This is a genomic window from Nocardiopsis moroccensis, from assembly GCF_055763695.1.
Genome location: NZ_CP199747.1, coordinates 1,691,733 through 1,715,664 on the forward strand (window position 1 = coordinate 1,691,733; position 23,932 = coordinate 1,715,664).

General features: G+C 70.3%; 24 protein-coding genes. 14 read left to right on the forward strand and 10 right to left on the reverse strand.

Annotation, left to right across the window (positions count from 1 at the left end):
- Positions 1-366: 366 nt before the first annotated feature.
- The 4 genes from ACUKCB_RS07215 to ACUKCB_RS07230 form a co-directional block, all read right to left on the reverse strand.
- Positions 367-2,370, reverse strand: coding sequence for an AMP-binding protein (locus ACUKCB_RS07215; protein ID WP_473039705.1), 2,004 nt, complete (start codon positions 2,368-2,370; stop codon positions 367-369).
- Positions 2,371-2,510: 140 nt separating this feature from the next.
- On the reverse strand, positions 2,511-3,710 hold the full coding sequence (locus ACUKCB_RS07220; protein WP_473040950.1) for a multidrug effflux MFS transporter: 1,200 nt from the start codon (positions 3,708-3,710) through the stop codon (positions 2,511-2,513).
- A 211-nt stretch (positions 3,711-3,921) separates the two neighbouring features.
- Positions 3,922-4,350, reverse strand: a complete 429-nt coding sequence (locus tag ACUKCB_RS07225; RefSeq protein WP_473039706.1) for a DUF3037 domain-containing protein — start codon at positions 4,348-4,350, stop codon at positions 3,922-3,924.
- Positions 4,347-5,114, reverse strand: coding sequence for a HipA family kinase (locus ACUKCB_RS07230; protein WP_473039707.1), 768 nt, complete (start codon positions 5,112-5,114; stop codon positions 4,347-4,349). The genes ACUKCB_RS07225 and ACUKCB_RS07230 overlap by 4 nt, the downstream gene beginning before the upstream one ends.
- Positions 5,115-5,653: 539 nt before the next feature.
- Between ACUKCB_RS07230 and ACUKCB_RS07235 the strand changes: the two genes are divergently transcribed.
- A complete protein-coding gene (locus ACUKCB_RS07235; protein WP_473039708.1) occupies positions 5,654-6,280 on the forward strand; it encodes a helix-turn-helix domain-containing protein in 627 nt (208 codons plus the stop codon).
- Here ACUKCB_RS07235 and ACUKCB_RS07240 read toward each other — a convergent pair.
- Entirely contained in the window at positions 6,277-6,990 is a 714-nt protein-coding gene (locus ACUKCB_RS07240) for a hypothetical protein (protein ID WP_473039709.1), read from the reverse strand. The two genes, ACUKCB_RS07235 and ACUKCB_RS07240, sit on opposite strands and share 4 nt — an antisense overlap.
- 147 nt (positions 6,991-7,137) lie before the next feature.
- Here ACUKCB_RS07240 and ACUKCB_RS07245 point away from each other — a divergent pair, with 147 nt between their 5' ends.
- From ACUKCB_RS07245 to ACUKCB_RS07265, 5 genes are all read left to right on the forward strand, one after another.
- Entirely contained in the window at positions 7,138-8,205 is a 1,068-nt protein-coding gene (locus ACUKCB_RS07245) for an AAA family ATPase (RefSeq protein WP_191270033.1), read from the forward strand.
- Between the two features lie 187 nt (positions 8,206-8,392).
- Complete coding sequence (locus tag ACUKCB_RS07250) at positions 8,393-9,361, forward strand: DUF58 domain-containing protein (RefSeq protein ID WP_473039710.1); 969 nt, start codon at positions 8,393-8,395, stop codon at positions 9,359-9,361.
- A gap of 81 nt (positions 9,362-9,442) precedes the next feature.
- Positions 9,443-10,390 (forward strand): VWA domain-containing protein, encoded by a 948-nt coding sequence (locus ACUKCB_RS07255; RefSeq protein ID WP_473039711.1) that lies wholly within the window; start codon positions 9,443-9,445, stop codon positions 10,388-10,390.
- A gap of 129 nt (positions 10,391-10,519) precedes the next feature.
- Positions 10,520-11,251, forward strand: coding sequence for an HAD family hydrolase (locus tag ACUKCB_RS07260; RefSeq protein WP_473039713.1), 732 nt, complete (start codon positions 10,520-10,522; stop codon positions 11,249-11,251).
- Positions 11,248-12,030, forward strand: a complete 783-nt coding sequence (locus ACUKCB_RS07265) for an NUDIX hydrolase (protein ID WP_473039714.1) — start codon at positions 11,248-11,250, stop codon at positions 12,028-12,030. The genes ACUKCB_RS07260 and ACUKCB_RS07265 overlap by 4 nt, the downstream gene beginning before the upstream one ends.
- Before the next feature lie 72 nt (positions 12,031-12,102).
- Here ACUKCB_RS07265 and ACUKCB_RS07270 read toward each other — a convergent pair whose 3' ends face one another.
- Both ACUKCB_RS07270 and ACUKCB_RS07275 read right to left on the reverse strand, forming a co-directional pair.
- Entirely contained in the window at positions 12,103-13,365 is a 1,263-nt protein-coding gene (locus ACUKCB_RS07270; protein WP_473039715.1) for an APC family permease, read from the reverse strand.
- 324 nt (positions 13,366-13,689) lie between these two features.
- A complete protein-coding gene (locus tag ACUKCB_RS07275) occupies positions 13,690-14,193 on the reverse strand; it encodes a dsRBD fold-containing protein (protein WP_473039716.1) in 504 nt (167 codons plus the stop codon).
- Positions 14,194-14,331: 138 nt separating this feature from the next.
- Here ACUKCB_RS07275 and ACUKCB_RS07280 point away from each other — a divergent pair, with 138 nt between their 5' ends.
- The 7 genes from ACUKCB_RS07280 to ACUKCB_RS07310 all read left to right on the forward strand — a co-directional run bounded on the left by ACUKCB_RS07280 (position 14,332) and on the right by ACUKCB_RS07310 (position 19,779).
- Positions 14,332-14,997 carry a class I SAM-dependent methyltransferase gene (locus ACUKCB_RS07280; protein WP_473039717.1) on the forward strand — a complete coding sequence of 222 codons (666 nt, stop codon included), beginning with the start codon at positions 14,332-14,334 and terminating at the stop codon, positions 14,995-14,997.
- 117 nt (positions 14,998-15,114) lie between these two features.
- Positions 15,115-15,675, forward strand: a complete 561-nt coding sequence (locus tag ACUKCB_RS07285) for a TrmH family RNA methyltransferase (RefSeq protein WP_473039718.1) — start codon at positions 15,115-15,117, stop codon at positions 15,673-15,675.
- Positions 15,676-15,917: 242 nt separating this feature from the next.
- Entirely contained in the window at positions 15,918-17,297 is a 1,380-nt protein-coding gene (locus ACUKCB_RS07290; protein ID WP_473039719.1) for a hemolysin family protein, read from the forward strand.
- On the forward strand, positions 17,294-18,304 hold the full coding sequence (locus ACUKCB_RS07295; RefSeq protein ID WP_473039720.1) for a CNNM domain-containing protein: 1,011 nt from the start codon (positions 17,294-17,296) through the stop codon (positions 18,302-18,304). The genes ACUKCB_RS07290 and ACUKCB_RS07295 overlap by 4 nt, the downstream gene beginning before the upstream one ends.
- A 296-nt stretch (positions 18,305-18,600) precedes the next feature.
- Positions 18,601-18,855 carry a helix-turn-helix domain-containing protein gene (locus ACUKCB_RS07300; RefSeq protein WP_473039721.1) on the forward strand — a complete coding sequence of 85 codons (255 nt, stop codon included), beginning with the start codon at positions 18,601-18,603 and terminating at the stop codon, positions 18,853-18,855.
- A 91-nt stretch (positions 18,856-18,946) separates the two neighbouring features.
- Positions 18,947-19,273: a hypothetical protein gene (locus ACUKCB_RS07305; RefSeq protein WP_473039722.1), complete on the forward strand. Its 327-nt coding sequence runs from the start codon at positions 18,947-18,949 to the stop codon at positions 19,271-19,273.
- 53 nt (positions 19,274-19,326) lie between these two features.
- Positions 19,327-19,779 (forward strand): hypothetical protein, encoded by a 453-nt coding sequence (locus tag ACUKCB_RS07310; protein ID WP_473039723.1) that lies wholly within the window; start codon positions 19,327-19,329, stop codon positions 19,777-19,779.
- Between the two features lie 83 nt (positions 19,780-19,862).
- Here the strand turns inward: ACUKCB_RS07310 and ACUKCB_RS07315 are convergent, their stop codons facing one another.
- The 3 genes from ACUKCB_RS07315 to amaB form a co-directional block, all read right to left on the reverse strand.
- Positions 19,863-20,291 carry an organic hydroperoxide resistance protein gene (locus ACUKCB_RS07315; RefSeq protein ID WP_473039724.1) on the reverse strand — a complete coding sequence of 143 codons (429 nt, stop codon included), beginning with the start codon at positions 20,289-20,291 and terminating at the stop codon, positions 19,863-19,865.
- Between the two features lie 49 nt (positions 20,292-20,340).
- Entirely contained in the window at positions 20,341-20,829 is a 489-nt protein-coding gene (locus ACUKCB_RS07320) for a MarR family winged helix-turn-helix transcriptional regulator (RefSeq protein ID WP_473039725.1), read from the reverse strand.
- Between the two features lie 173 nt (positions 20,830-21,002).
- Complete coding sequence (gene amaB, locus ACUKCB_RS07325; protein WP_473039726.1) at positions 21,003-22,550, reverse strand: L-piperidine-6-carboxylate dehydrogenase; 1,548 nt, start codon at positions 22,548-22,550, stop codon at positions 21,003-21,005.
- 203 nt (positions 22,551-22,753) lie between these two features.
- Between amaB and ACUKCB_RS07330 the strand changes: the two genes are divergently transcribed.
- Positions 22,754-23,827: a pyroglutamyl peptidase gene (locus ACUKCB_RS07330; RefSeq protein WP_473039727.1), complete on the forward strand. Its 1,074-nt coding sequence runs from the start codon at positions 22,754-22,756 to the stop codon at positions 23,825-23,827.
- Positions 23,828-23,932 lie beyond the last annotated feature (105 nt).

Below are 23,932 nucleotides of genomic sequence, written 5' to 3' on the forward strand. Positions count from 1 at the left end.
TGACCGGGACCCCCAGGCCCCTGGGAGGGCGGACCGGGCGGCGGGGGCGGGTAGGAAGGAGGGGTAGCATCCATCGAATCATCCTGTCCGGGGACCGCACCGGTGTCAAAGCACCGGATTCGCGGGGATCCGGACCTTCGGGCCGACCCGTCGTCGACCGAACGGCGACCCTTCCCGGTGAGCCGGGTGCCGTCAACGGCCGGCACCGCGTCGGGGCGGGTGGTGGCCGCCCCGACCCTCCCGCCCCGCGGCCCGTGTTCTCAGGTACCGAACCGGCAGACTTCGTATCCACCGGTTTCGAGCTCGCGGCCGACACGCATGCCGACCGCTACTCTGCGGCTCGCCGCAACTCCGGAAGAACCGGACCTAATCACGACGCACCCGATACAACCCGTCGATCTCCTCCGAAAACGCACGCAACACCGCCTCACGCCGCAACTCCCCCGTCGGACGCACCAACCCCGACTGCACCGTGAACTCCTCCGCCAACACATGGAACGACCGCACCGCCAGATGCCGCGGCACACTCCGGTTGGCCTCATACACCAAGCCCTGCACCTCACGCAGAAGATCACGGTCCCCCGCGATCTCCTCCGGCGCCATCGACAACGGACGCCCGTTCACCAGGCGCCAGTACTCCAACTGATCACGCACCAGCGTCACCAGCGCACTCGCGAACGGACGCCCCTCCACGATCACCAACACCTGACTGATCAGCGGATGCGCCCGCAACCGAGCCTCGAACTCCGCCACCAACTCGGCATCGCGCGAGCGGTCCCCGTCCTGCACCGCCGCGAACTCCCCCGTACCCGCCCGGGGCCGCTCCCCCGACCCCATCGGAGCCGGAGCCAACTCGGCCACGACAGCAGGCGCCTCCACCGTCGGAACCACATCGGGAGCCCGCACCGCCTCCGGCCCGAACTCCACCACACCCTCCAACGCCGACACCGGCCCCCGGGGCACGAACCGACCCGGAACCTCCGCCACCGAGGCCTGCGGCCGCACCCGGCCACGCACCTGCACGAACCCCGCCTCGTCCACCTCGGCCAGCACCCCCGTGGCCAGCCAGCCCTCCCGGAACGCCGCCCGCGAACCCTCGCCGTCGGCCCAGTAACCCGAGAACACCGCACCACCGCGCACGTAGAGCTCGCCCTCACGCGAAACCCACACCTCACGGCCGGGCATCGCCTGACCCACCGTGCCCGGACGCCGCTCCCCCGGAGCGTTGGCCGTGAACACACCGGCGGTCTCAGCCGCACCGAAGACCTGCATCACCGGCACACCCACACCGGAGAAGTAACTGTCCAACCGCTCCGAGAGCCCGCCGCCCCAGCACACGGCCAGGTGGACCCGGCCGCCCACCAGGTCCCGGACCTTCGAGAACGACCAGTCGTACATCGACCGGGACAACCGCTGCCAGGCCCCCTTCTTGGGTGACTGGTCGAACTGCACCGCCGCGTCCATCGCCGCGTTGAACGTCCCCACCGAATCCCAGTCCGTGGAATGGGCGCTCTCCCGCTCCGAACCGTGGATCCGCTCGAACAGACCGGGCCTGCACACCAGCACCGTCGGCCGGAACCGCTCCAGCTCACCCCGCAACCGCCCCGGAGCCACCAACCCGACCCGGACCCGGCCCACCACACACGCCACCAACGAGGCCAGCCCCGGAAGCTCCGACAACGGCAGGTCCAACACCGCGCTCGCCTTACCCGGCGCCAACTCCGACAACCGCGGCCACATCCGATCAACCAGATCGGCCGCCGCCGTCAACAACGCACCGTGCGAGAGCACCACACCCCGCATCCGCCGCGAGACCGTGCTCATCGGGAACAACACCACAGCAGCGTCCTCGGAGACCACTTCGTCCCGACGGAACCGCACCGCCGAGGCGTCCATGTACGTCCCCAGACTCACCACATCCGGCAAGCCCTCCTCCAGGCGCCACACCCGCCCCAGATCCGGCATCTCACGCTGCAGCCCCACCGCGGTCCGGTACTGGCGCTCGCCCTGCACCACAGCGGCCGCAGGACGCACCTGACGCACCACCTGGGCAACCCGCTCCGCCGTCGCCACCTCCGGCAACGGCACCAGCACCGCCCGCACCGACCACACCGCGTAGGCGAACCGCACCCAGTCATGGTGCGCACCGGACACCAACAGCACCCGGTCGCCCTCCGCGACACCGGCAGCCACCAAACCCTTGGCCAGTGCCGTCACCTCAGTGGCGAACTCCCCCGCCGTCCGGCGCTCCCAGCCCCCGGCCCCCAGGACCGAAAACATGTGCGCGTGTGCGTCAGAGCTCGCCATCTCATAGACCAGGTCACTCAACCCGGAATGCCCTCGAGCCAACGAACCGGGGGTCTCGCCCATACCCACTCATCCTCTGTCGCGTCGAAAGGCGGGCCCAACACGATCCCCACCCGCCTCAATCGGGGAATTCTGCCCTACTGTGCCCACTTCCCCACAGAACGGCAACCTCAGGGTTTGGATAAAAGCACAAAAACCTGGGCTCATCGGACCTTTGAACGGGCTGACCACACAAACGCCGACAACGACAACACCGCCACCGAGGCCATCACCACGGACATACTCAGCAGCGAAGCCTCACCCGAGGGCGTCAACCCCGCCAACGAGGCCACCGAACCACCCAACGCGAACTGCAACGACCCCATCAGGGCCGAAGCCGTACCCGCCACCGACGCCGGCTGACCGTCCAGAGCCGACACCGTCGCGTTCGGCATGATGAAACCGACGCTGAGCATCATCAGCGCCAACAGGGCGACCACCACCCACAGCTGCGAAACCCCGAGCAGAGCCGACACCAACAGCGACACCACCGCGACCAGAGCCAGAACCAGCCCCATCAACAACCGCCGCCGCGTGTCCACCCGGCCCACCAACAGACCGTTGCTCTGGGTGCCGGTCATCAACGCCAACGAGTTCACCGCGAACAACCACGCATAGGTCTGCGGCGAAACGTCGAACTCGTTCTGGGAGACGAACGAGAACGCCGACACGTACGTGAACAGCATCCCGAAACTCAACCCCAGCGTCAGCACCGGACCCACGAACCTCGGGTCGCGCACCAGGGACCACACCGTCGAGGCCAGCTGACGCGGCCCCTGACTCTGCCGGGACTCCGGCGGCAGGCTCTCCGGAAGCCACAACAGCACCAGCACGAAGCTCAGTGCCGACATCCCCGCCAACACCCAGAAACTCAACTGCCACGGCCCCACCAGCAACAGCTGCGCACCCACCAACGGCGCCAGCAGCGGAGCCAGCATCATCACCAATGCGAGCCGGGAGAAGAACCGCACCGCGTCATCGCCCTGGAACATGTCACGCACCACGGCCCGGGCCACCACCGCACCCGCGGCACCGGCCACTCCCTGCACGAAACGCAACGCGATGAACACCGTCACGTTCGGCACGAACACACACAGCACCGAAGTCACCGTGAACAGGGCCACACCCACCAGCAGCGGGCCGCGACGCCCCCAGGCGTCACTCATCGGCCCGATGATCAACTGGCCGACGGACAGCCCCAGCATGATCGCGGTCAGGGTCAGTCCGATCTGCCCCTCGGTGGCTCCCAGTTCCCGGGTGATCTGCGGGAAGGCCGGAAGGTACATGTCGGTCGCCAACGGCCCGGTGGCCGTCAGCACACCCAGGACCAGTACCAACAAAGCGATCGACTTGCGCGACCGCATCAGGCTCGGTTTCGGGTCGACCTCCTGCTCAGAGGCGGGGGCGGGGGACGTCGGGGACTGCACAGGCACTCCAGTTCACGAGGACGAGGGAAAGGAAGGTCGGGAGCGTGCCCACAGGCATGGACCACTACATACCAACACCGGAACGGGGGGATTCGCTCCCCACCCGACCGCCCCAAAGTCCGTGACGTCCCTTACATTGACATCCGGCTCACCTCACCAGACAGTCCAGCAGCCTCTCCACCTCGGCCTCCGGATCCTCCGTCAGCCCCCCGTGGATCGGCCCCGGCTGCACGATCGTGCTCCTCGGCGCGGTCAACCACCGAAACCGCGGCCCCGGCCGTTCCCGGCCGGCCGACCCCGCACGGGCACCGCCCGCACACATCATCTCGACCGCCGCCAGAGCCCGTCGCACCCCGGGCACGTCCACCCCGGGGTCCACCGCCCGCAGCCTGTCCTCGTCCAGGGCCGAACGCGAGGCCAGGAACGCCCGCTCCTGGCAGTAGAGGATCACCCCGGCGTTCACGCACTCACCGCGCTCCAACCGCGGGACCACCCGCAACAAGGCGTACTCGAACACCGCACGCTCCCGCTCCACGCCCACCTGTCCGGTGGTCACCGTGGTGTACCGCTCGTTCACGACGCCACCTCCGGCAGCCAGACACGGTTCGCCACACGGGCCCTCAGGTGCTTCACGTACGCCTCACGTACTTCCTCCGCCGAAGCGAACCCCGGCTCGTCCACCAGCCACTCATCGGGCACCAGCCCCACCACTGCGCGCAACAGGTCCTCGTCCACGAGCGGGGCCAGTGCGGTGTCCGCGGCCGCCACGTCGGGGGCGGTCGCGGACAGCACGTGGTCGGAGGAGTCATAGGCCCGGGCCACGAACCTGTCGGCGTTGGCCCAGCTGTGGTGGAAGATCAGCGTCGCACCGTGGTCTATCAGGTAGGGCCGACCGTGCCACAGCAGCATGTTCGGATTGCGCCAGGAACGGTCCACGTTCCCGGTCAGGGCGTCGAACCACAGCACCCGCCCGGCGAAAACCGGGTCCACCTCGAAGGTCAGCGGGTCGAACCCCAGGGAGCCCGGCAGGAAGTCCATCCCCAGGTTCAGGCCACCGCTCGCCTTGAGCAGCTCCTGAACCTCCTGGTCCGGCTCGCCGCGGCCGATGACCGCGTCGAAATCCACCAGGGCCAGTTCCGGGACCGGCAGTCCCAGGGCCCGGCCCAACTCACCGGTGATGACCTCGGCCACCAGGGTCTTGCGCCCCTGCCCGGCACCGATGAACTTGACCACGTACATTCCCAGGTCGTCGGCCTCGACCAGCCCCGGGAGCGAACCTCCTTCGCGCAACGGCAGCACGTACCGCGTCGCGATCACCTTTTTCAGCACGCTGGCCAGCATAGGCAACCCCGCACGGCACCCGTGCTCGACGAGTTCCCCGGATGCTCTGTACCGAACACAGACGAAACTGCCCTCCGAACCCACCGGAAGACCGTCGGCCACCTTCCCGGGGTCGGCTAAACAAGGCTGAACACGTTCTAGGCGCGAGCCCTGATGGTTCCGACACGCCGAACATCTTCGAAACGGAAGGTTGGGAGGCGGGCGGCGTAGCCGCGCGAAATGTTTTTGTCTTTGCTGTTTTATAGAACAGCTGCCCCACCTTTACGACGTAGATTTATATACATGGAACACGTGGTCACCCGCCCGAAGCCGTTTCCTCCTCCAAGCCCCCGCCGCCCGACCCCCGTGGAGTCCTGAGAGCGGACGCCCTCCCCTCAGGAAACCGGCGCCTCCCCTGGCAACCTCCACTCCCCCCTCAGAGGGGATGCGTCCAGGACGGGTTCGCTCCCCCACCGGAGGCTCCACACCCCCACGGCAGTGATACACCGACCGCTGGGCTCGGGAGGCGATCCCCGTTGCCGGCCTGGCAAACTGGAGGCATGGCAGAGGAGCTCGACCAAACCCTCTCGGCGGTCGGTCCGCGGCTGCGTGAACTGCGCCGCAGGAGGGAGACCACGCTCGCCGACCTGTCCGAGGAGACCGGTATCTCGGTGAGCACACTGTCCCGACTGGAGTCCGGGGACCGCCGACCCAACCTCGAACTGCTGCTCCCCCTCGCCCGGGCGCACGGCGTCACCCTCGACGAACTAGTGGACGCCCCTCCCACCGGGGATCCCCGGATCCACCTGCGCCCGGTCATCCGCCACGGCATGACCATGGTCCCCCTCACCCGCCGGGCCGGGGGCATCCAGGCGTACAAACTCGTGATCCCGGCGGACAGCTCCAGGCGGGAGCCCGACCCGCAGACCCACGAGGGCTATGAGTGGCTCTACGTTCTCAACGGACGGCTGAGGTGTGTCCTGGGCGAGCACGACCTGGTACTCGTCCCCGGGGAGGCCGCCGAGATCGACACCCGGCTCCCCCACTGGTTCGGGGCCGCCGACGACGAGGCGGTGGAAATGCTCAGCCTGTTCGGCCGCCAGGGCGAACGCGCACACCTGAGAGCCCGACCCAAAGGCCGCCAGAGCCCCCGGGAAGACGCCCAGGACCCCGGCAAGGCCCCCTAGAGGTTGTCCTCGGGCTGGTCACTCCAGCCGTCCCCACCGTTCCCGCCCGGAAGCGTGGGCACCGGGCTTGCCGGTTCGCCCTCCCCCTCCTCCCCGGGGGCCGGGCTCGGCTCGCTCTCCTCGGCCGGCTCGGACTGCTCGAAGTCGGGCGGCCCCGTGGTCGGCATCTCCGGGGAGGGGAACTGCATCATCCACACGTACAGGAAGAACACCAGCAACAACAGGAGAGCCAGCAACGCGCCGAGGCCACCGATCAGCCACCAGTTGGCCTCACCCGCGGCCACCGCGCTGTCCCTGCGCCCCGCCCAGGGGGCCCAGCGCACCGCGGAGCCGCCGCGCTCCCCCGCCCAGTGCGGCATCACCACCGGGCCCTGACGGACCAGGGGCCCTCCCCGTGCCGCCTCCTCGAGGAAACGCTGTGCCCCCGCGCCGTCCTCCTCGTAGGGGACCGCGACCCACAGCGCCGAACGTCCGCTCGTGCGCGCGGCCGCCACGCCCGAACCGTCGCGCACCGCCTGCGCGAACCGCTCCCGGGTCGGCTCGTCGATCCCCGCGGCGTCGTTGAGCATCGCCACGCTCATCCGCTCCCCGGCGGCGTCCCGGCCCAGGTAGACCACGCCCAGCCGGGACTCCCTGAGCCGTCCCAGCAGCCGGTACCCGCCGAGCTGACGCGGGTCCGCCTCCTTCAACCCCTGTGCGGGAGCCGTCATGTGCTGTCCCCTCCCAGCTCGTCCGGTTCCATTCTCGCGTTGTCTGACGGACCGCGAGCACCTGAGCAGGTAGTGTCGCCACAGGTGATCCACAACCTACTCCTACCGGCGTCCTCGCACGGGGCGCCCAGTCTGGGAAGGCGGGACATGGCAGAAACCTCACCCGGGAACGGCTCCGCTTCCGCACCGGTTCCGGAGAGCACCCCGGGGGAGCCGACCCGGCTGCTGCGCGCGGCGCTGCACGAGGTGTCCACGGTCATCGTCGGCCAGGAGCGCATGGTGGAGCGCACCCTCATCGCCCTGGTGGCCAAGGGGCACTGCCTCATCGAGGGTGTTCCCGGCATCGCCAAGACCCTTGCGGTGTCCACGCTGGCCAAGGTCACCGGGGGCTCGTTCTCCCGGGTGCAGTTCACCCCGGACCTGGTGCCCTCCGACATCATCGGTACCCGCATCTACCATCCCTCCACCGAGCGGTTCGACGTGGAGCTCGGTCCCGTCTTCGCCAACTTCGTGCTCGCCGACGAGATCAACCGCGCCCCCGCCAAGGTCCAGTCCGCCCTGCTGGAGGTCATGGCCGAGGGGCAGGTGTCCCTCGGCGGGACCACCTACACGCTCCCCTCCCCCTTCATCGTCATCGCCACGCAGAACCCGGTGGAGTCCGAGGGCGTGTACCCCCTCCCCGAGGCACAGCGCGACCGGTTCCTGATGAAGGTCAACGTGGGCCACCCCCAGGCGCACGAGGAGATGGAGATCCTGCGCCGGATGAGCTCGACGCCACCGACCGCGCACCAGGTCCTGGACCCGGTCACTCTCGGCGAGCTCCAGTCCGACGCCGAGCGCGTACACGTGCACCAGCTCATCGCCGACTACGTGGTGCGCCTGGTCATGGCCACCCGCGAGCCGGAGAAGCATCAGATGCCCGACCTGCGCCAGGCGCTGGAGGTGGGCGCCAGCCCGCGCGCCACCCTCGGACTGGTCGCGTCCGCCCGAGCGCTGGCGCTGCTGCGCGGCCGGGACTACGTGCTCCCCGACGACGTGCGCGTGCTCGCCCACGACGTCATCGCGCACCGCCTGGTCCTGACCTTCGACGCACTGGCCGACGGGATCACCTCCGAACAGGTGGTCGACCGCATCCTGTCCACCGTCCCGGCTCCCCGGGTGATCTGGGACGAACCACCGACGGGCGAAACCGCCTCCTTCGCCTCGCAGAGGTGAGAAGGGTGCCCGGTTTTGTCCGGCGATCCGGTTCACACCGCACCTCAGCAGGGGAAGAAGGCCGGTACATCCGAAACGGGCGCATCCGTCCGGTCCGGCGGCCGGGCAGTCGCACCCAGACCACACAGTGGGGAGGCAGGGGCTTCCTCCTCCGCCCGAAGGCGGGGGCGTTCGCCCCGAACACCAGGTGAACACACCCTCCGTCGGTAGCGATCCCCGCCTGCGGGCGGCGCTGCGCAGACTGGACCTGCGCATCGTGCACCGGTTGGACGGACTGCTGCACGGCGAACACCTCGGGCTGCGGCTGGGGCCGGGTTCGGAGGCGGCCGAAGCCCGGCTGTACCAGCCCGGGGAGGACGACGTCCGGCACATGGACTGGGCGGTGACCGCCCGCACCGACACGCCCCACGTGCGCGACCTGGTCGCCGACCGGGAGTTGGAGAGCTGGACGCTGTTGGACCTGTCACCGAGCATGGACTTCGGTACCGGCCTGCGTTCCAAGCGCGACGTCGCGGTGGGGTCCCTGGTCGCGGCCAACCTGCTCACCCAACGGGTCGGTGACCGCTTCGGCGCGCACTTCCTGCACCAGGGACGGATCCGGCGCTGGCCCGCCCGTTCCGGCAAGGAGGCCCTGTTGTCACTGCTGGCGACGGTGGCTGCGGCCCCGCCGGGCGACCGGCGCGCCCCGGAGGCCGGTCAGGCCGGTCTGGCCGACGCCCTCACCGACCTGGTGCGGACCCGGCGCCGGCGAGGGCTGCGGGTGGTCATCTCCGACTTCCTCGACACGCCCGCGTTCGGCGGGGAGGTGGCCTGGGAGCGTCCGCTGCGCCAACTCGCCTCCCGGCACCAGGTGCTGGCGGTGGAGGTCCTGGACCCCCGGGAACTGGACGTGCCCGAGGTGGGGGACGTGGCGTTGCGTGATCCGACCACCGGACGGGTGCGTGACGTGCGCCTGACCCGCACGGTGCGGGAACGCTACCGTCGGGCCGCCGAGGCCCAGCGGGCGGCGATCCGGGGGGCCCTGCGCCGCTGCGGAGTACACCATCTGGTGTTGCGCACGGACCGGGACTGGGTCCTGGACACGGCCCGGTTCGTGATCGACCAGCGCAGAACCGCGCACCACATGGCCAGGCACACCCCGGGGGTGCCGCGGTGAGCGGCGCGGGGGGCGCGACGGTGAGTAGGAGGGCGCGGGAGGTTCCCGCGCCGCGACGAGTACGGGGGACGTGAGGCGGCCATGACCTTCCTGGAGCCCCAGCGGCTGTGGTGGCTGCTGATCGTGCTGCTGTTGGTGGGCGCGTACGTGTTCGCGCAGCGTCAGCGGCGCGAGTACACGGTGCGTTTCACCAACCTGGAGTTGTTGAACCAGGTGGCGCCGCACCGTCCGGACATCCGCCGACATGTGCCGGCCACCCTGTTCACCCTGGCCATGGGGGTGTTGATCGCCGCGATGGCGGTGCCCGCCATGCCGGTGGAGGCGCCTCGGGAGCGGGCGACGATCATGGTCGCGGTGGACGTGTCGCTGTCGATGGCCGCCAACGACATCGAGCCGGACCGGTTGCACGCGGCCAAGGAGTCGGCGCGCGGGTTCGTGTCCACGCTTCCGGAGCGGTTCAACGTCGGGCTGGTGTCGTTCTCCTCGACCGCGACGGTGGTGGCGCCGCCCACCCAGGACCACGAGTCGGTGATCAGTTCGATCGAGAACCTGCGTCTGGGCCCGGGGACCGCGATCGGCGAGGGGGTGTTCGCCTCCATGGAGGCGATTCGCAGCTTCGACGAGGACGCGGCCGAGGATCCGCCTCCGTCAGCGATCGTGCTGCTCTCCGACGGTGAGAACACCAGCGGACGCGAGATCCGCCAGGCCTCGGCCGAGGCCGCCGAGGAGGGGGTTCCGGTGTCCACGATCGCCTTCGGCACCGGGGCGGCGATGATCGAGATCGACGGTTACCAGGTACCCGCCGACATCGACAAGGAGGCGTTGCAGGGGCTGGCCCAGGAGACCGAGGGTCACTTCTACGAGGCCGAGAGCGAGACGGAGCTGAACCAGGTCTACGAGGACATCGGGTCCTCGCTCGGTTCGGAGCTGGTACATGAGGAGATCGTCACCCGGTTCGTGCTGGTGGCGATCGTGCTGGCGTTGGCGACGGCATTGACCTCACTGCTGTGGTTCCAGCGTCTTCCCTGATGAGGTGAGACCCAATCCTCGCCGTTGGTGATGTTGGTCACATCCCTTTAGGTGGGGTTTACACCTTTTCCTGTACCGCCACAGGTTAGCGTTGGCATGTTTTGTCATGCCCATCCACTTCGAGGAACAATGCCGAACACACCCGCACCCCCGGCTGCGATCTGCTTCGACCTGGACGACACCCTCATCGATGACGTCGCCGCCTCGTCCGCGGGTCTGCGCGCGGTCATGGAGCGGCTCGGCCACCCGGACTTCGGCGCGGCCCGCGCGCTGTGGGACGCCCAGACCGAGATCTCCTTCGGCGCCTACCTGCGCGGACACCTGAGTCTTGAGGAACAGCGCCGCGAACGCATCCGGGCCCTGGCCGTCCAGGCAGGCCACAACGAGATCGCCGACCACCATTGCGACGAGCTCTACCGAACCTATCTGGACGGTCACCGCACCGGCTGGCAGGTCTTCCCCGACACCTTCCCGGTGCTGGGCGCCCTGGCCTCGGCCGGATACCGGCTGGCGATCCTCACCAACGGTGTGGAGGCCATCCAGCACGCCAAGCTCCAGGCCCTGGAACTGACCCCCTACTTCCACACGGTGGTCTGCGCGGACACCGCGGGCGCCGGCAAGCCCGACCCGAGGATCTTCCAGGTCACCGCCCAGCGCCTGGGTGTGGAAACCGACTCCTGCTGGCACGTGGGCGACCAGGTCCAGGCCGACGGGGTCGGCGCCGTGGCCTCCGGCATGCGACCGGTCATCATCGACCGCCAGGGCCGCCAGCCCCTGGATGGTGTCACCACCCTGGGCAGCCTGGACGGGCTCATGCAACAGGTCGGCCTGCCCAGCACGGCCGCGACAGGCGTGCTGTGACCTCGATCGATGACTGGATGGCCCGCCGGGTCACCGTGCACCTGATCACCTCCGGCACCCGGGGTCCGGTCCTGCTCGGCACACGTGTGCTGTTCGGCCAGGACCCCGGGGAGGTGGCGCGCGCACTGGGCGGCCTGCCCCCGGAGGCGCCGCTGGTGGCCCTGGACGTGCTCACCGAGACCATGATCCTGTCCCGCGCCAGCGGGCGCGGCCTGCATGTGGACCGCATCGTGTTCGCCGAACCCGGTCTGGTGTCGGCCTGGCCCGCGGTCGTGCCCGCCGAGGGGCTGACGCCCACGGCTCCGGCGCTGGCGGACGAGGAGGAGCCGGCCCCGGCCGACGCGCGTCCCCGGTTGCGCAGGTTCGCCTCCTACGGGATCGTCACCGATCCCGACGGGCGGGTCCTGCTGAGCCGGATCGCCGAGGGCTTCCCCGGCGCCGGGACCTGGCACCTGCCCGGCGGCGGTGTGGACACCGGTGAGGACGTGCGCGCGGCGCTGCGGCGCGAGGTGCTGGAGGAGACCGGCCAGTCCGGGGTGGTCGGAGAGCTCATCACCGTGTCCAGCCACTGCCGCACCCAGTCCGCGGGGACCGACATCTACGCGGTGTGGGTCTTCTCCCACGTACACGTCTCCGCCCCATGTGAGCTCCGGGTGACCGAGGAGCAGGGCTCCACCGCGGACTGCGGCTGGTTCACCCCCGTCGAACTGGCGGAGCTGCAACTGTCCACCACCGCCAGACGGGGCATGGACTTCCTGGTCCGGCACCGCCGCGGCTGACCCCTGGCTGGGCTGCTCCCGGCGCCCCTTCCGAACACCCGGAACAGGCGCTGGGAGCGGGAACGGCCGCCCTCAGAAGGTGAGGCGGTGACGCAGCCACCACAGGCCCGCACCCGTGCCCAGCACCAGGACACCGATGACCACCACCGGCAGGGGCAGGCTGGTCGCCAGGACCACACACCCGACCAGACCGCACACCGGGGCGATCAGTGGCGGGCGGTCCTCGTCCGGTCCCAGGCGCAGCGCCGAGGCGTTGGTGATGGCGTAGTAGACCAGGACCCCGAAGGCGGAGAAGGCGATCGCGCCGTGCAGGTCGGCGACCAGGACCAGGGCGATCACCACGGCTGCCACCACGGCCTCGGCCCGGTGCGGAACGCCGTGGCGCTCGTGCACGGCGGCCAGTGGGCGCGGCAGGTGCCCGTCGGCGGCCATCGCCGCGGTGGTGCGCGATATCCCCATCAGCAGCGGCACCAGGGCGCCCAGACTGGCCAGGGCCGCGCCGGCCACCACGAACGGCACCATCATGGGGAACCCGGCGACCAGAACCGCGTCGACCATGGGCGCGTCACTGGTGGTGAGGTTCTCCCGGCCCAGCACGATGAGCAGGCCGGTGCCGAGCACCAGGTAGAGGACCAGGACCACGCCCAGGGAGAGCGTGATCGCCCGGGGGATGGTGGTCCGGGGGTCGCGGACCTCGCCTCCCAGCGTGGCGATGCGCGCGTACCCGGCGAAGGCGAAGAAGATCATACCCGCGGCCCCCAGGACGCCGAAGGAACCGGGCCAGGGTCCCAGGCCCTCGACCTCGGCGACGGCCGCCAGGCGCCCGCTCATGAGCATCGTGACGAGCACCGCGACCAGGATCGCCATGACGGTCAGGAGCAGCACCTTGACCACCAGGACGGATCTGTGCACCCCCCGGTAGTTCATCGCTGCCAGGAGCACCACGGCGGCCACCGCGACGGGTTTCTCCCAGCCCGGGAGCGCGTAGGTGGCGAAGGTCAGGGCCATCGCCGCGCAGGAGGCGATCTTGCCGACCACGAAGGACCATCCGGCCAGGTAACCCCACAGGTCGCCCAGGCGCTCCCGACCGTAGACGTAGGTGCCGCCGTTCTCGGGGTGGCGGGCCGCCAGGCGCGCGGAGGAGATCGCGTTGCAGTAGGCGACCAGTCCGGCGATGAGGATGGCGACGGGAAGCCAGGCCCCGGCGCCCAGGGCCGCCGGGGCGAAGACCGAGAACACCCCGGCGCCGAGCATCGCCGCGGCGCCGATAGCGGCCGCGTCGATGGTTCCCAGCGTCCGGGCGGGTCTGGCCTGCGGTCCGGAAGAGGTGGCCAACGAGGTCTCCTTGGGTGAGTGCCTCCGGCCTGTGGCCGGCGGACGCGCTTGTCCCCCGTTCCCGAAGCCGCTGACCACCGGGGCCGGGAAGCCGTTCGGAACGGGCCAAAGGTCGTGTCCGACTTCCGAGTGTGCCCGATGCCGGTGACCACCGGGTGCGAACTCCCCGTGCCGGGGTGGCCGGTTCCGGACCCTTGAGGCCCGGGCCCGGTCGCTCGGCGCCGGCCGTGCCGGGCCGGGTGTTCCGGGCACGAGCGGGCCCCCGGCCGAAGCCGGGGGCCGCCCATACCTGTGCCGCCGTCCACGCCGGCGGGCGAAGACCGGTCAGGTGGGACGCCAGGGTGATCCGGTGTTGTCGTTGATGTCCTCGGCCGCCACCTGGCGCAGCTGGCGTGAGAGGTCGGACAGGGCGCGCGAGACGGCGAGTTCCTCGCCTATCTCGGGCACGTCCAGGTCCGACGGGTGCTTGCGGGCCATACCGTGGCCGCGCAGCGCCGTACCGTCGTCAGCGACCAGGCCCACCTCCGCCCAGGTGCGCGCGGCGTCCCCCTCGCTCTCCTCGGCGAGGACCACGTCGACGTTCCAGCGCTTCATCGTCTGCATGGCATCCGCTCCCTCTCCGTCCGCGCCCGTCTCGGACGGGTGTTCGATGTGCGCGTCGGGCCCCGGGTAGACCAGGGCGTCGCGGCCCTCGTCCGTGCCGAGCCAGTGCACCTGGTAGGGCGGTTCCCCCTGCCTGCCCCGGACCTCGGTGACCACCCCCGTGCGACGGTGGGTGTCGGCGTTCGGGCTCTCGACGACCAGCCGGTCTCCTACATCTGCTCGCATGGGTCCCCCCACAAACCTCGCTTATCCCCATCTTCCGTTCTGATTCGCCCTTCGACAGGGGGTTGGCTCTTTCGTTTCCGGTGATATGCGAGGTTTTTGCCGGTCAGATCCCCCACCCGTCCCTGGTAGCGTCACGGCGTGGCCCAGCACTACTTCGACTCCGATCCCGGCGCCGCCAGTCGGCCCTCCACCGCCGACCTGGTCCTGCCCGACCTGCACCTGCGCCTGCACACCGACCGCGGGGTGTTCTCACCCGACAAGGTCGACCTCGGCACGCGGGTCCTGCTGGAGAGCGTTCCGGCCCCGCCCGCCGAGGGGCGCCTGCTCGACCTGGGGTGCGGGTACGGCCCCGTCGCCCTGACGATGGCCACCCGCGCGCCCCGGTCCCGGGTGTTCGGGGTCGACGTCAACGCCCGCGCCGTGAGCCTGGCCCGTCGCAACGCCGCCGAGCACGGCCTGGAGCACACCCGGTTCGCCGTGGTCGGGCCCGAGGGGGGCCCGGCCGTGGAGCAGGGCCCCGAGGACGCCCCCGCCGCCGAGGACCTGCTCGGCCCCTTCGACGCGATCTGGTCCAACCCACCGATCCGGGTGGGCAAGGGCGTACTGCACTCGATGCTGCGCACCTGGCTGAACCGGCTCACACCCGAGGGCGTCGCCCACCTCGTCGTCCAGCGCCACCTGGGTTCGGACTCGCTGCAGAAGTGGCTGGACTCCCAGGGGCTGCCCGCCGAGCGTGTGGCCTCCCGGGCCGGATTCCGCGTCCTGGCCGTACGCAGGGCCGGCGACCCCGCCCCGGCCCCCTGACCGGACCCGCCGGAGGGTGATCCGGGTCACGCGTGCGTGCCCGACTCCCGACCGGTAATCTGTACCGACGACCGCCGGGAACCGCCCCGGCCCGCACCCACGAGGAACACACCGCAGTTGAGCACGCAGTTGCGTCCCACGGACGTCAAACGCCTGAACCGCCAGTGGCGCAGGCGCACCGAGGGGCGTCTGGCCCTTCTCGTCGAGTCCGTCACCCAGCCCTACAACCTGGGATCGATCCTGCGCACCTGTGCGACCTTCGGCGTCGACCAGCTCTGGCTCACCGGCAACAGCGCGGACCCCGACGACCCCAAGGTCGGCAAGACCGCCCTGGGCACCGCCGCCAAGGTCCCCCACACGCGCCTGGCCACCACCGGGCAGGCCCTGGAGACCGCCCGCGCCGACGGCTACAAGGTGGTCGCGGTCGAACTGGCCAAGGGCGCCGTGCCGCTGCACGCCGCTCCGGTGGAGCCCGACGTGTGCCTTGCCGTGGGAGCCGAGGACCACGGCTGCTCCCCCGCCCTGCTGGCGGGCGCGGACGCCGTCACCTACATTCCCCAGATCGGCCGGGTCGGATCGCTCAACGTGGCCGTGGCCACCGCGATCGCCCTCGCCGAGGCCCGCCGCCGGGAGTGGGCCGGCTTCGGCGGCGAGGCAGACGCCCCCGCCGGAACCTGAGCCGAGGAAATCCGAGCCGGGAATCTTTCCCCTCCGCCGGACGTCCCCTCATTGACCAGACCCACGCATCTGACACACCCGACGCGCCACGGCGCAGAGAGAGGAACAGTGGATCCGTCCCGAAGTACCAGCAGCGTCCCCCAGGGATGCTGTGACCCAGACTCCGACGACCCTCCTTCTTTGGGGGGCGCACACCTTCCCAGGCACTCTGCTGACAGACGGACCCGGGCGGTGTGCGTCCGATGACCACCGTCCTCAGTATCGCCCTGGGCTTCCTGGTCGTCCTGCTGCTGATCGCCGCGAACGGCTACTTCGTCGCCCAGGAGTTCGGCTACATGGCCGTGGACCGCTCGCGCCTGAAGGCGCGCGCCGCGGCCGGTGACGCCGGGGCCAAACGCGCCCTGGCGGTCACCAAACGCACTTCGTTCATGCTTTCGGGCGCCCAGCTAGGCATCACCGTCACCGGCCTGCTGGTCGGTTACGTCGCCGAGCCGATGATCGGTAACGGCATCGGCGTGCTCCTCGGCGGTGTCGGTGTCCCGATCGGTACCGGCGTCGCGGCCGGCACCGTGTTCGCCCTGCTCTTCTCGACCGTCGTCCAGATGGTCTTCGGTGAGCTCTTCCCCAAGAACCTGGCCATCGCCAGGCCCGAGCCGGTGGCCCGCTGGCTGGCACTGTCCACGGGGATCTACCTGAAGGTCTTCGGTCCGGTCATCTGGCTGTTCGACCAGGCGGCGATCGTCCTGCTCAAGGCGGTACGGATCGAGCCCGTGGAGGACGTCCAGCACGCGGCGACCCCGCGCGACCTGGAGAGCATCATCGCCGAGTCCCGGGAGAGCGGTGACCTGCCGCCCGAGCTGTCCACCCTGTTGGACCGCACCCTGGACTTCCACGACCAGACCGCCGGGCACGCGATGATCCCGCGGCCGGACATCACCACCGTGGAGGAGGGCGACCCGGTCAGCCGGGTCGTGGAGCTGATGGCCTCCGACCACTCCCGTTTCCCGGTACTGGGTGAGGGCGTGGACGACATCGTGGGTGTGATCTGCCTGCGCGACGTGCTCGCGCTGGGCGACCGCGACCTGTCGGCCGTCCGGGTCAGTGAGGTGGCACGGCAGTCCGTCATGGTCCCGGCCTCGCTTCCGCTGCCCGGGGTGCTCGACCAGCTGCGCGAGGTGGGTGAGGAGTTCGCGTGCGTGGTGGACGAGTACGGCGGTCTGGCCGGGGTCATCACCACCGAGGACCTGGCCGAGGAACTGGTCGGTGAGATCGCCGACGAGCACACCCCGGAGGAGGAGTCACCCGCCCACCTGGAGGGGGAGGACGGCTACCTCGTGCCCGGGGCGCTGCACATCGACGAGGTCGAGCGGTTGATCGGCCACGACCTGCCCGAGGGCGACTACGAGACGGTCGGGGGTCTGGTCATCCGCGAGCTGCACCGACTGCCCGAGGTCGGTGACCGGGTGGAGCTGGGGCTCCCCCGGCCGCCGAGCGCCCACGAGGGTGACCCGGACATGGCCCTGACCATGACGGTCAGCGCGGTCCAGAGGCGTGTACCGCAAACGGTGGAACTGCGGCTGCGGGAGCTCGCCGACGAGGAAGCGCAGGAGGTGCGCGCATGAGTGACATGAACGTCTGGTTGGCTCTGACGCTGACCGTGGGCATCATCGTGCTGAGCGCGTTCTTCGTGGCCATCGAGTTCGCCCTGGTGGCGGCCCGCCGCTACCGGTTGGAGGAGGCCGCCGAGACGAGCGCGGCGGCCCGGGCGGCCGTCAAGAGCGCCCGTGACCTGTCCCTGCTCCTGGCCGGTTCGCAGTTGGGCATCACACTGTGCACGCTGGCGCTCGGCGCGATCTCCAAGCCCGCCGTCCACCACCTGATGGAACCGCTGTTCGGCGGCCTTCCCGGCTCGGTGGGATACGTGGTCTCGTTCGTGCTGTCCCTGGTCGTGGTGACGTTCCTGCACCTGGTCGTCGGCGAGATGGCGCCCAAGTCCTGGGCGATCTCCCACCCGGAACGCTCCGCCATCATGCTGGCCCTGCCGATGCGGGGGTTCATGTGGGTGACCCGGCCACTCCTGTTCGCCCTGAACGGTCTGGCCAACTGGTGCCTGCACAGGGTCGGGGTGGACGCGGTGGACGAGATGACGGCGGGCCACAACCCGGACGACGTCCGCGAGCTGGTCGAGCACTCGGCCAAGGCCGGTGCGCTGGACTCCGAACGCCGGGACCAGCTGGCCACGGCTCTGGAGGTCAACTCCCAGCCGTTGGAAGGGCACATCACCGCGCGGGAGGACATCGCGTGGGTGGCCCCCGAGGCGGGGTTGGAGGAGATCAAGCGGGTCTCGCGCGAGTCCACGCACCTGCGTCTGGTGGTGTTGGAGCATGGCGAGCCGGTCGGGGTACTACACGTGCGTGAGGCACTGACGAGCCCGGCCGGAACCACCGCCGCCGACCTCATGCGCCCGGTGCTGACGTTGTCGGCGGGTACGCCGATGTACGCGGCGATGAGCATCATGCGGGAGAGCCGCAGCCACCTCGCCCTCGTGGAGACGGACGGGGAGCTGCTGGGCCTGGTGACGCTCCAGGACATCCTGGACCGGCTGCTGCTGTTGGACACCGCCGCGTAGGAGACCGCGCGGATCCGTGTCCCGGGGGGAGGGCGTTCGCGCCCTCCCCCTTTCGTATGCCCGCGCTCCCCCGCTGGGTTCCCGACCAAGCTGGAATATTTTCCAGATCACATTTTTCAACCTCCGAAAAAGGCGCGCTTCGAGGCTCGCAAAAGCTCGCAGCGCCTAGCGAAAACAAAGGCCACGAACAGCCGGGTGACCAAAGACCCGAACTATGACACACCACGTTCGTTACCCTTGGCCCGAGTCCGTACGGACTCTGTACACGATCCCCTCTGATTGCTAGGTTCACACCCATGACTCAAGTGCGGGAAGCCCGCGTAGTCGAGCAGGAAAAGCTGTTGGTCAGCGTGCGCAAAGCTGCGGAAATCCTGGATATATCCGAGCGCGTTGTCTATGACCTCTGCTACACGAATGAACTCGAATCCGTCAAGATCGGACCCAAGAAATGGATCCGTCGAATCACGTGTGAGTCCCTGAACCACTATGTCGAAAAAGCCCGCAGAGAATCCCATTCCGACAACTCAAGAAAGGAGGGCCAAATCCCCTGAGGCGGACCACGGGAACAGACTCGCCATCGTCGGCCGCCCCGGACTCCCCTCCCGGCGCGGATCGCTGCGCGGGCCGGGAACGGAGCCCCGCGTGCCCGGGCCCCGCAAGGTGGTCACCTCCGCCCGCGCCGCAGCACGGCTGTTGGAGGAGGAGCCCACGCTCTGGCCGGGCCTGACCGCCTTCGTCACCGACACCGACGGACGGCTGATCCTGCACTACGCCGCAGGACGGGGCAGCCGGGACGCTTCCGCACTGTTCGGTCCGGACGGCGTGGTCGCACGCTGGCGGTCGTTGCTCGGCCGACCGGAGGAGTCCGCGAGCGAACGACTCAGGAGCCGCGAGCGCGTGGTGACGCTACGCGGCGACCACTCCGGCCACCCGGTGACGGTGCTGTTCACCGTGCTCGGGGCCCCGTGAGCCCCTCCCTCCCTCTTCGACCCTTCGCCAAGCCCGGCGAGGAAAGGAAGACCGTGTCGACTCCTCCGGCTCGCAGCCGCCTGGTGTACCCCGATGCGAACGCGACCCCCTGGCCGCTCAACCACCACGCCTACGTGCACGCATGCGCTGACCGGCTCAGGAAGGAGGTGCGCCACGAACCCCAGGTGTACTTCCCGGAGAACCAGCTCCAGAGCAAGGACATACGCAGTGCCCTGGTCCGCCTGGAGCCGACCGAGGACACCCCTGGTCTGCGGTTCTGCTGGGACGAGCGGCGCGGCTGGTCCCGCCTGGAGGGGGCCGTCCGGCATGCCCTGGTCCTGGGGGCCGAGCCCCTCCTGTCCCCCGAGACCTTCAGCCACGCGGTGACCGCCCTGCTGTTCCCGGAGGTGGGCAAGCTGGTGATGGTCGCCGACCGCAGCAGGCCCAGCGTCCATCCGGTGGACCCCCGGTTCGAGCGCCGCCTGGCCTCCTATCGCGGTCTCTGAGGCGCCCGGGTCCCGGACACGGCGGGGCCGACCGCACACTGGGTGCGGCCGGCCCCGTTTCCCGTCGGACGGGAGGAGACACGCTAGGCGGTCTTGGTGATCAGCTCGACCTCGATGTTGCCGCGGGTGGCGCGGGAGTAGGGGCACATCTGGTGGGCGGCCTCGACGAGCTTCTCGGCCTCGGCCTGCTCCAGGCCCGGGATGGTGACGGTCAGCACGACCGCGATGTCCAGGCCGTCGTCAGACTTGCCCAGGCTGACCTTGGGGTTGATGGTGGCGTTGTCCACGTCGGTCTTGGCCTGGCGGGCGACGTTGCGCAGGGCGCCGTGGAAGCAGGCGCCGTAGCCGACGGCGAAGAGCTGCTCGGGGTTGGTGCCGGGGCCGTCGTCGCCGCCCAGGCCCTTGGGCACCGACAGGTCGACCGCGAGGCGGTCGTCGTCGGTCTTGCCGAAGCCCTTGCGGCCCTCGCCGGTGACGGTGGCCTCGGCGGTGTACAGGACGTTGTAAGCCATGGATTCCCTCTCCTGGGTCCGAACGCGCCGGACCCGGTGTCGTGTGGGTTCAGGTGTCGGTGCCGCGGTCGGTGCGCGTGGCGGTTGCCTCCGTGGCGGCCGTCACCGAACGTGTGACCTGGTCGAGCAGCGTGCGCAGCTCCCCCAGCCGTTCCGGGGGCAGGCCGGTGGCGCACAGGATCTGGGCGGGGACGGGTCCGGCCTTCTCACGCAGCCGGGACCCCTCCTCGGTCACGCTGACGTGGACGATCCGTTCGTCCTCGGGCCCGCGTCTGCGGGTGAGGAGTCCGGCGCCCTCCATCCGGCGCAGCAGAGGTGAGAGCGTTCCCGTGTCCAGGTTCAGGGCCAGGCCGAGCTCCTTGACCGGCAGGGTCCCCTGTTCCCACAGCACGAGCATCACCAGGTACTGCGGGTAGGTCAGCTCCAGGTCGGCCAGAATCTCCCGGTAGAGCCCGGTCAGGGCACGGGAGGCGGTGTAGAGGGAGAAGCACAGCTGCCGGTCCAGGGCAAGGGGGTCCCCCTCGTCGGTGCCCGCCATGGTTCCTCCTCCGTCTTCGCTCGCTGCCGTCATCACCGTAACAGAAAATGGTTGTGCACAACAGTATTGGACACAACTGTTTTGAGATGCGGTGTGCCGGAGGCGGGCGGGGCCGTACCCCCGGGGGGGTGCGGCCCCGCCCGCCCGGGCCCCGTGTCCGGGCCCTGCGCTGTTCAGAGGAAGCGCACGCCCTGGGCCAGGGGGAGCTCTCCGCCGTAGTTCACCGTGTTGGTGGCCCGGCGCATGTACGCCTTCCAGGAGTCCGAACCCGACTCCCGGCCGCCGCCGGTGTCCTTCTCACCGCCGAAGGCGCCGCCGATCTCTGCCCCGGAGGTCCCGATGTTGACGTTGACGATGCCGCAGTCGGAACCGGCCGCGGACAGGAAGCGCTCGGCCTCGGCCTGGTCCTGGGTGAAGATCGCCGAGGACAGTCCCTGTGGGACCGCGTTGTGCAGCTCCACGGCCTCCTCCAGGGTGCGGTAGGTCAGCACGTACAGGATCGGCGCGAAGGTCTCCTGGCGCACGACCTCGGTCTGCGCGGGCATACGCACCACCGCGGGCTCGACGTAGTAGGCGTCCTCGGCGTCCTTCTCCAGACGCCGTTCGCCACCCACCAGGACCTCGCCCCCGTCGGCGCGGGCCTGTGCCAGGGCAGCGCGCATGGCCGTGTGTCCGCGCTCCCCCACCAGGGGACCGACCAGCGTCGACTCCTCGTAGGGGTCGCCGATGCGCTCGCTCAACTGCTGGTAGCCGTCCACCACGCGCTCGACCACCTGGTCGGCCACGTCCTCGTGCACGATCAGCCGGCGCAGCGTCGTGCAGCGCTGCCCGGCCGTCCCGGCGGCCGCGAACACACTGCCGCGCACCACCAGGTCCAGGTCGGCCGAGGGGCCCACCACCGCGGCGTTGTTTCCACCCAGCTCCAGGAGGTAGCGGCCCATCCGGGCAGCCACCTTGGGAGCCACGGTCCGCCCCATCGCGGTGGAGCCGGTGGCCGACAGCAGCGCCACCCGCTCGTCGCCCACCAGCACGTCGCCGACATCGGCGCCGCCCAGGACGACCCGGTGCACGTCCGAGGGCGCCCCGACATCGGCGGCGGCACGCATGAGCAGGCCGTGGCAGCCCAGCGCGGTCAGGGAGGTGAGCTCGGAGGGCTTCCACACCACGGTGTCGCCGCACACCAGCGCCACACAGGTGTTCCACGACCACACGGCCACGGGGAAGTTGAAGGCGGTGATGACACCGACCACGCCCAGCGGGTGCCAGGTCTCCATCAGCCGGTGGCCGGGGCGTTCGGAGGGCATGGTGCGGCCGTAGAGCTGCCGGGACAGGCCGACGGCGAAGTCGCAGATGTCGATCATCTCCTGGACCTCGCCCAGGGCCTCCGAGCGGATCTTGCCCGCTTCGAGGGTGACCAGCTCGGCCAGGTCGGCCTTGTGCTCGCGCAGCAACTCACCCAATCGGTGGACGAGCCGGCCCCGGACCGGGGCCGGGGTGTCCCGCCAGACGGAGGTGAAGGAGGCGTGCGCCGCGGCCACGGCGCGCTCGGCGGTGTCCGGGGTGTCGAACTCCAGGGGGAACAGGGTCCGTCCGGTGATCGGCGTACGCGCCGCTCCGGGCGCCCCGACGGGTTCGGGCAGCCGGGTCGCTCCGCACCGCTCCAGAGCGGCCCGCGCCCGTTCGGCGAGGACCTCGGTGTCGGGGAGGGCACCATTGTGCATGTGTGTTCTCTCTCCGTTGAGAGTGGGAGGCTGTCACCACACACCTTGCCAACTCCGGGCCCCCCGGTCCAGCCCCGGTGTCAAGGACTGGCGGGAACACCGCCGGGCCCCGCGACCGGAGCCGCCCGCCGGTGTCGGCGCCGCACGGCGGCGTTAGACTCGCCAGGCCCGCTCAGACCGCCCCCGAACCAGACAGCTGGCCCGTGCACCACGACACCACCCCCGAAGAGGACCGCGCCGACCGTCCCGAGCCCCGTCGGATCCTGGCGCGCTCCGGGTTCGGCGCCGCCGAGCCCCTGTTCGCCGCCGACCTGCGCACGAGCGCCGACCCCGAACAGGCCCGTGAGGTGGTCGCCTCACACGCCTCCCGGCTGTGGACGGAGGCCACCCGCACCGATACCGACCCCGTCGACGACCGCCCGCTGTACTGGGCCCGCCTGGTGCTCCGCGCCCGGCTGCGCACCTGGGCGCCCTCCTTCGCCCTGTCCGAGGAGGAGCACGCCGAACTCCTCCACCTGTTCGAGAGCACCTCGCGGGGCATCGCCGACCTGCACTTCCCTCCGGGGGAGAGGTGGATCCGCCTGGTGGTCACCGGGTTCGACCCCTTCCACCTGGACACGGACGTGGAGTGCTCCAACCCCTCCGGGGCCGCCGCCCTGGACCTGAACGGGTGGACCTTCCCGGTGGGCGAGCGCACCGCGGTGGTGCGCACCGCGATCTTCCCCGTGCGCTGGGCCGACTTCGACGCCGGAGTGGTGGAGGAGGCCCTGGCCGGGCAGTACGGGGCGGCCGACGCGGTCGTCACGCTGAGCCGGGGCCGCCCCGAACGCTTCGACCTGGAGGTCTGGAACGGGGTGTGGCGGGGCGGCGGCCGGGACAACCTGGGGGTCTCGCGGACCGGGCGCGCCCCGGTGCCCGGAACCGGGGCCCCGGAGTGGACGCGCTCCTCCCTGCCCCTGGAGCGGATCCTCGGCGCGGCGACCGGCCGGCACGAGGTGGTGGCCAACACCGAGGTGAGCGAGGTCCCCGCCGCGGGCGGCGGACCGGTACTGCGCCCCGAGGGCCCCAGCCCGGGTTCGACGGCGCGAAGCGGGGGCGGCGGTGACTACCTGTCCAACGAGGTCGCCTACCGGAACACGCTCCTGCGTGATCGCGCCGGATCGCAGATCCCCGCCGGGCACGTGCACCTGCCCGGAACCGCACGCCCCGAGGAGCACACCGCCACCCTGGCGCAGGTGCGCGCCCTCGTGGCGGCCGTGGCCGGGGAGAGCCCCTGAGGCAGGGCTGGGTGCGTGGTGACACTCCCGAGCCCGGGACTGGATGACAAATTTCGCGTTCCGGCCACCAGAGGGCAATTCATCACTCTATGATTTCGCAACATC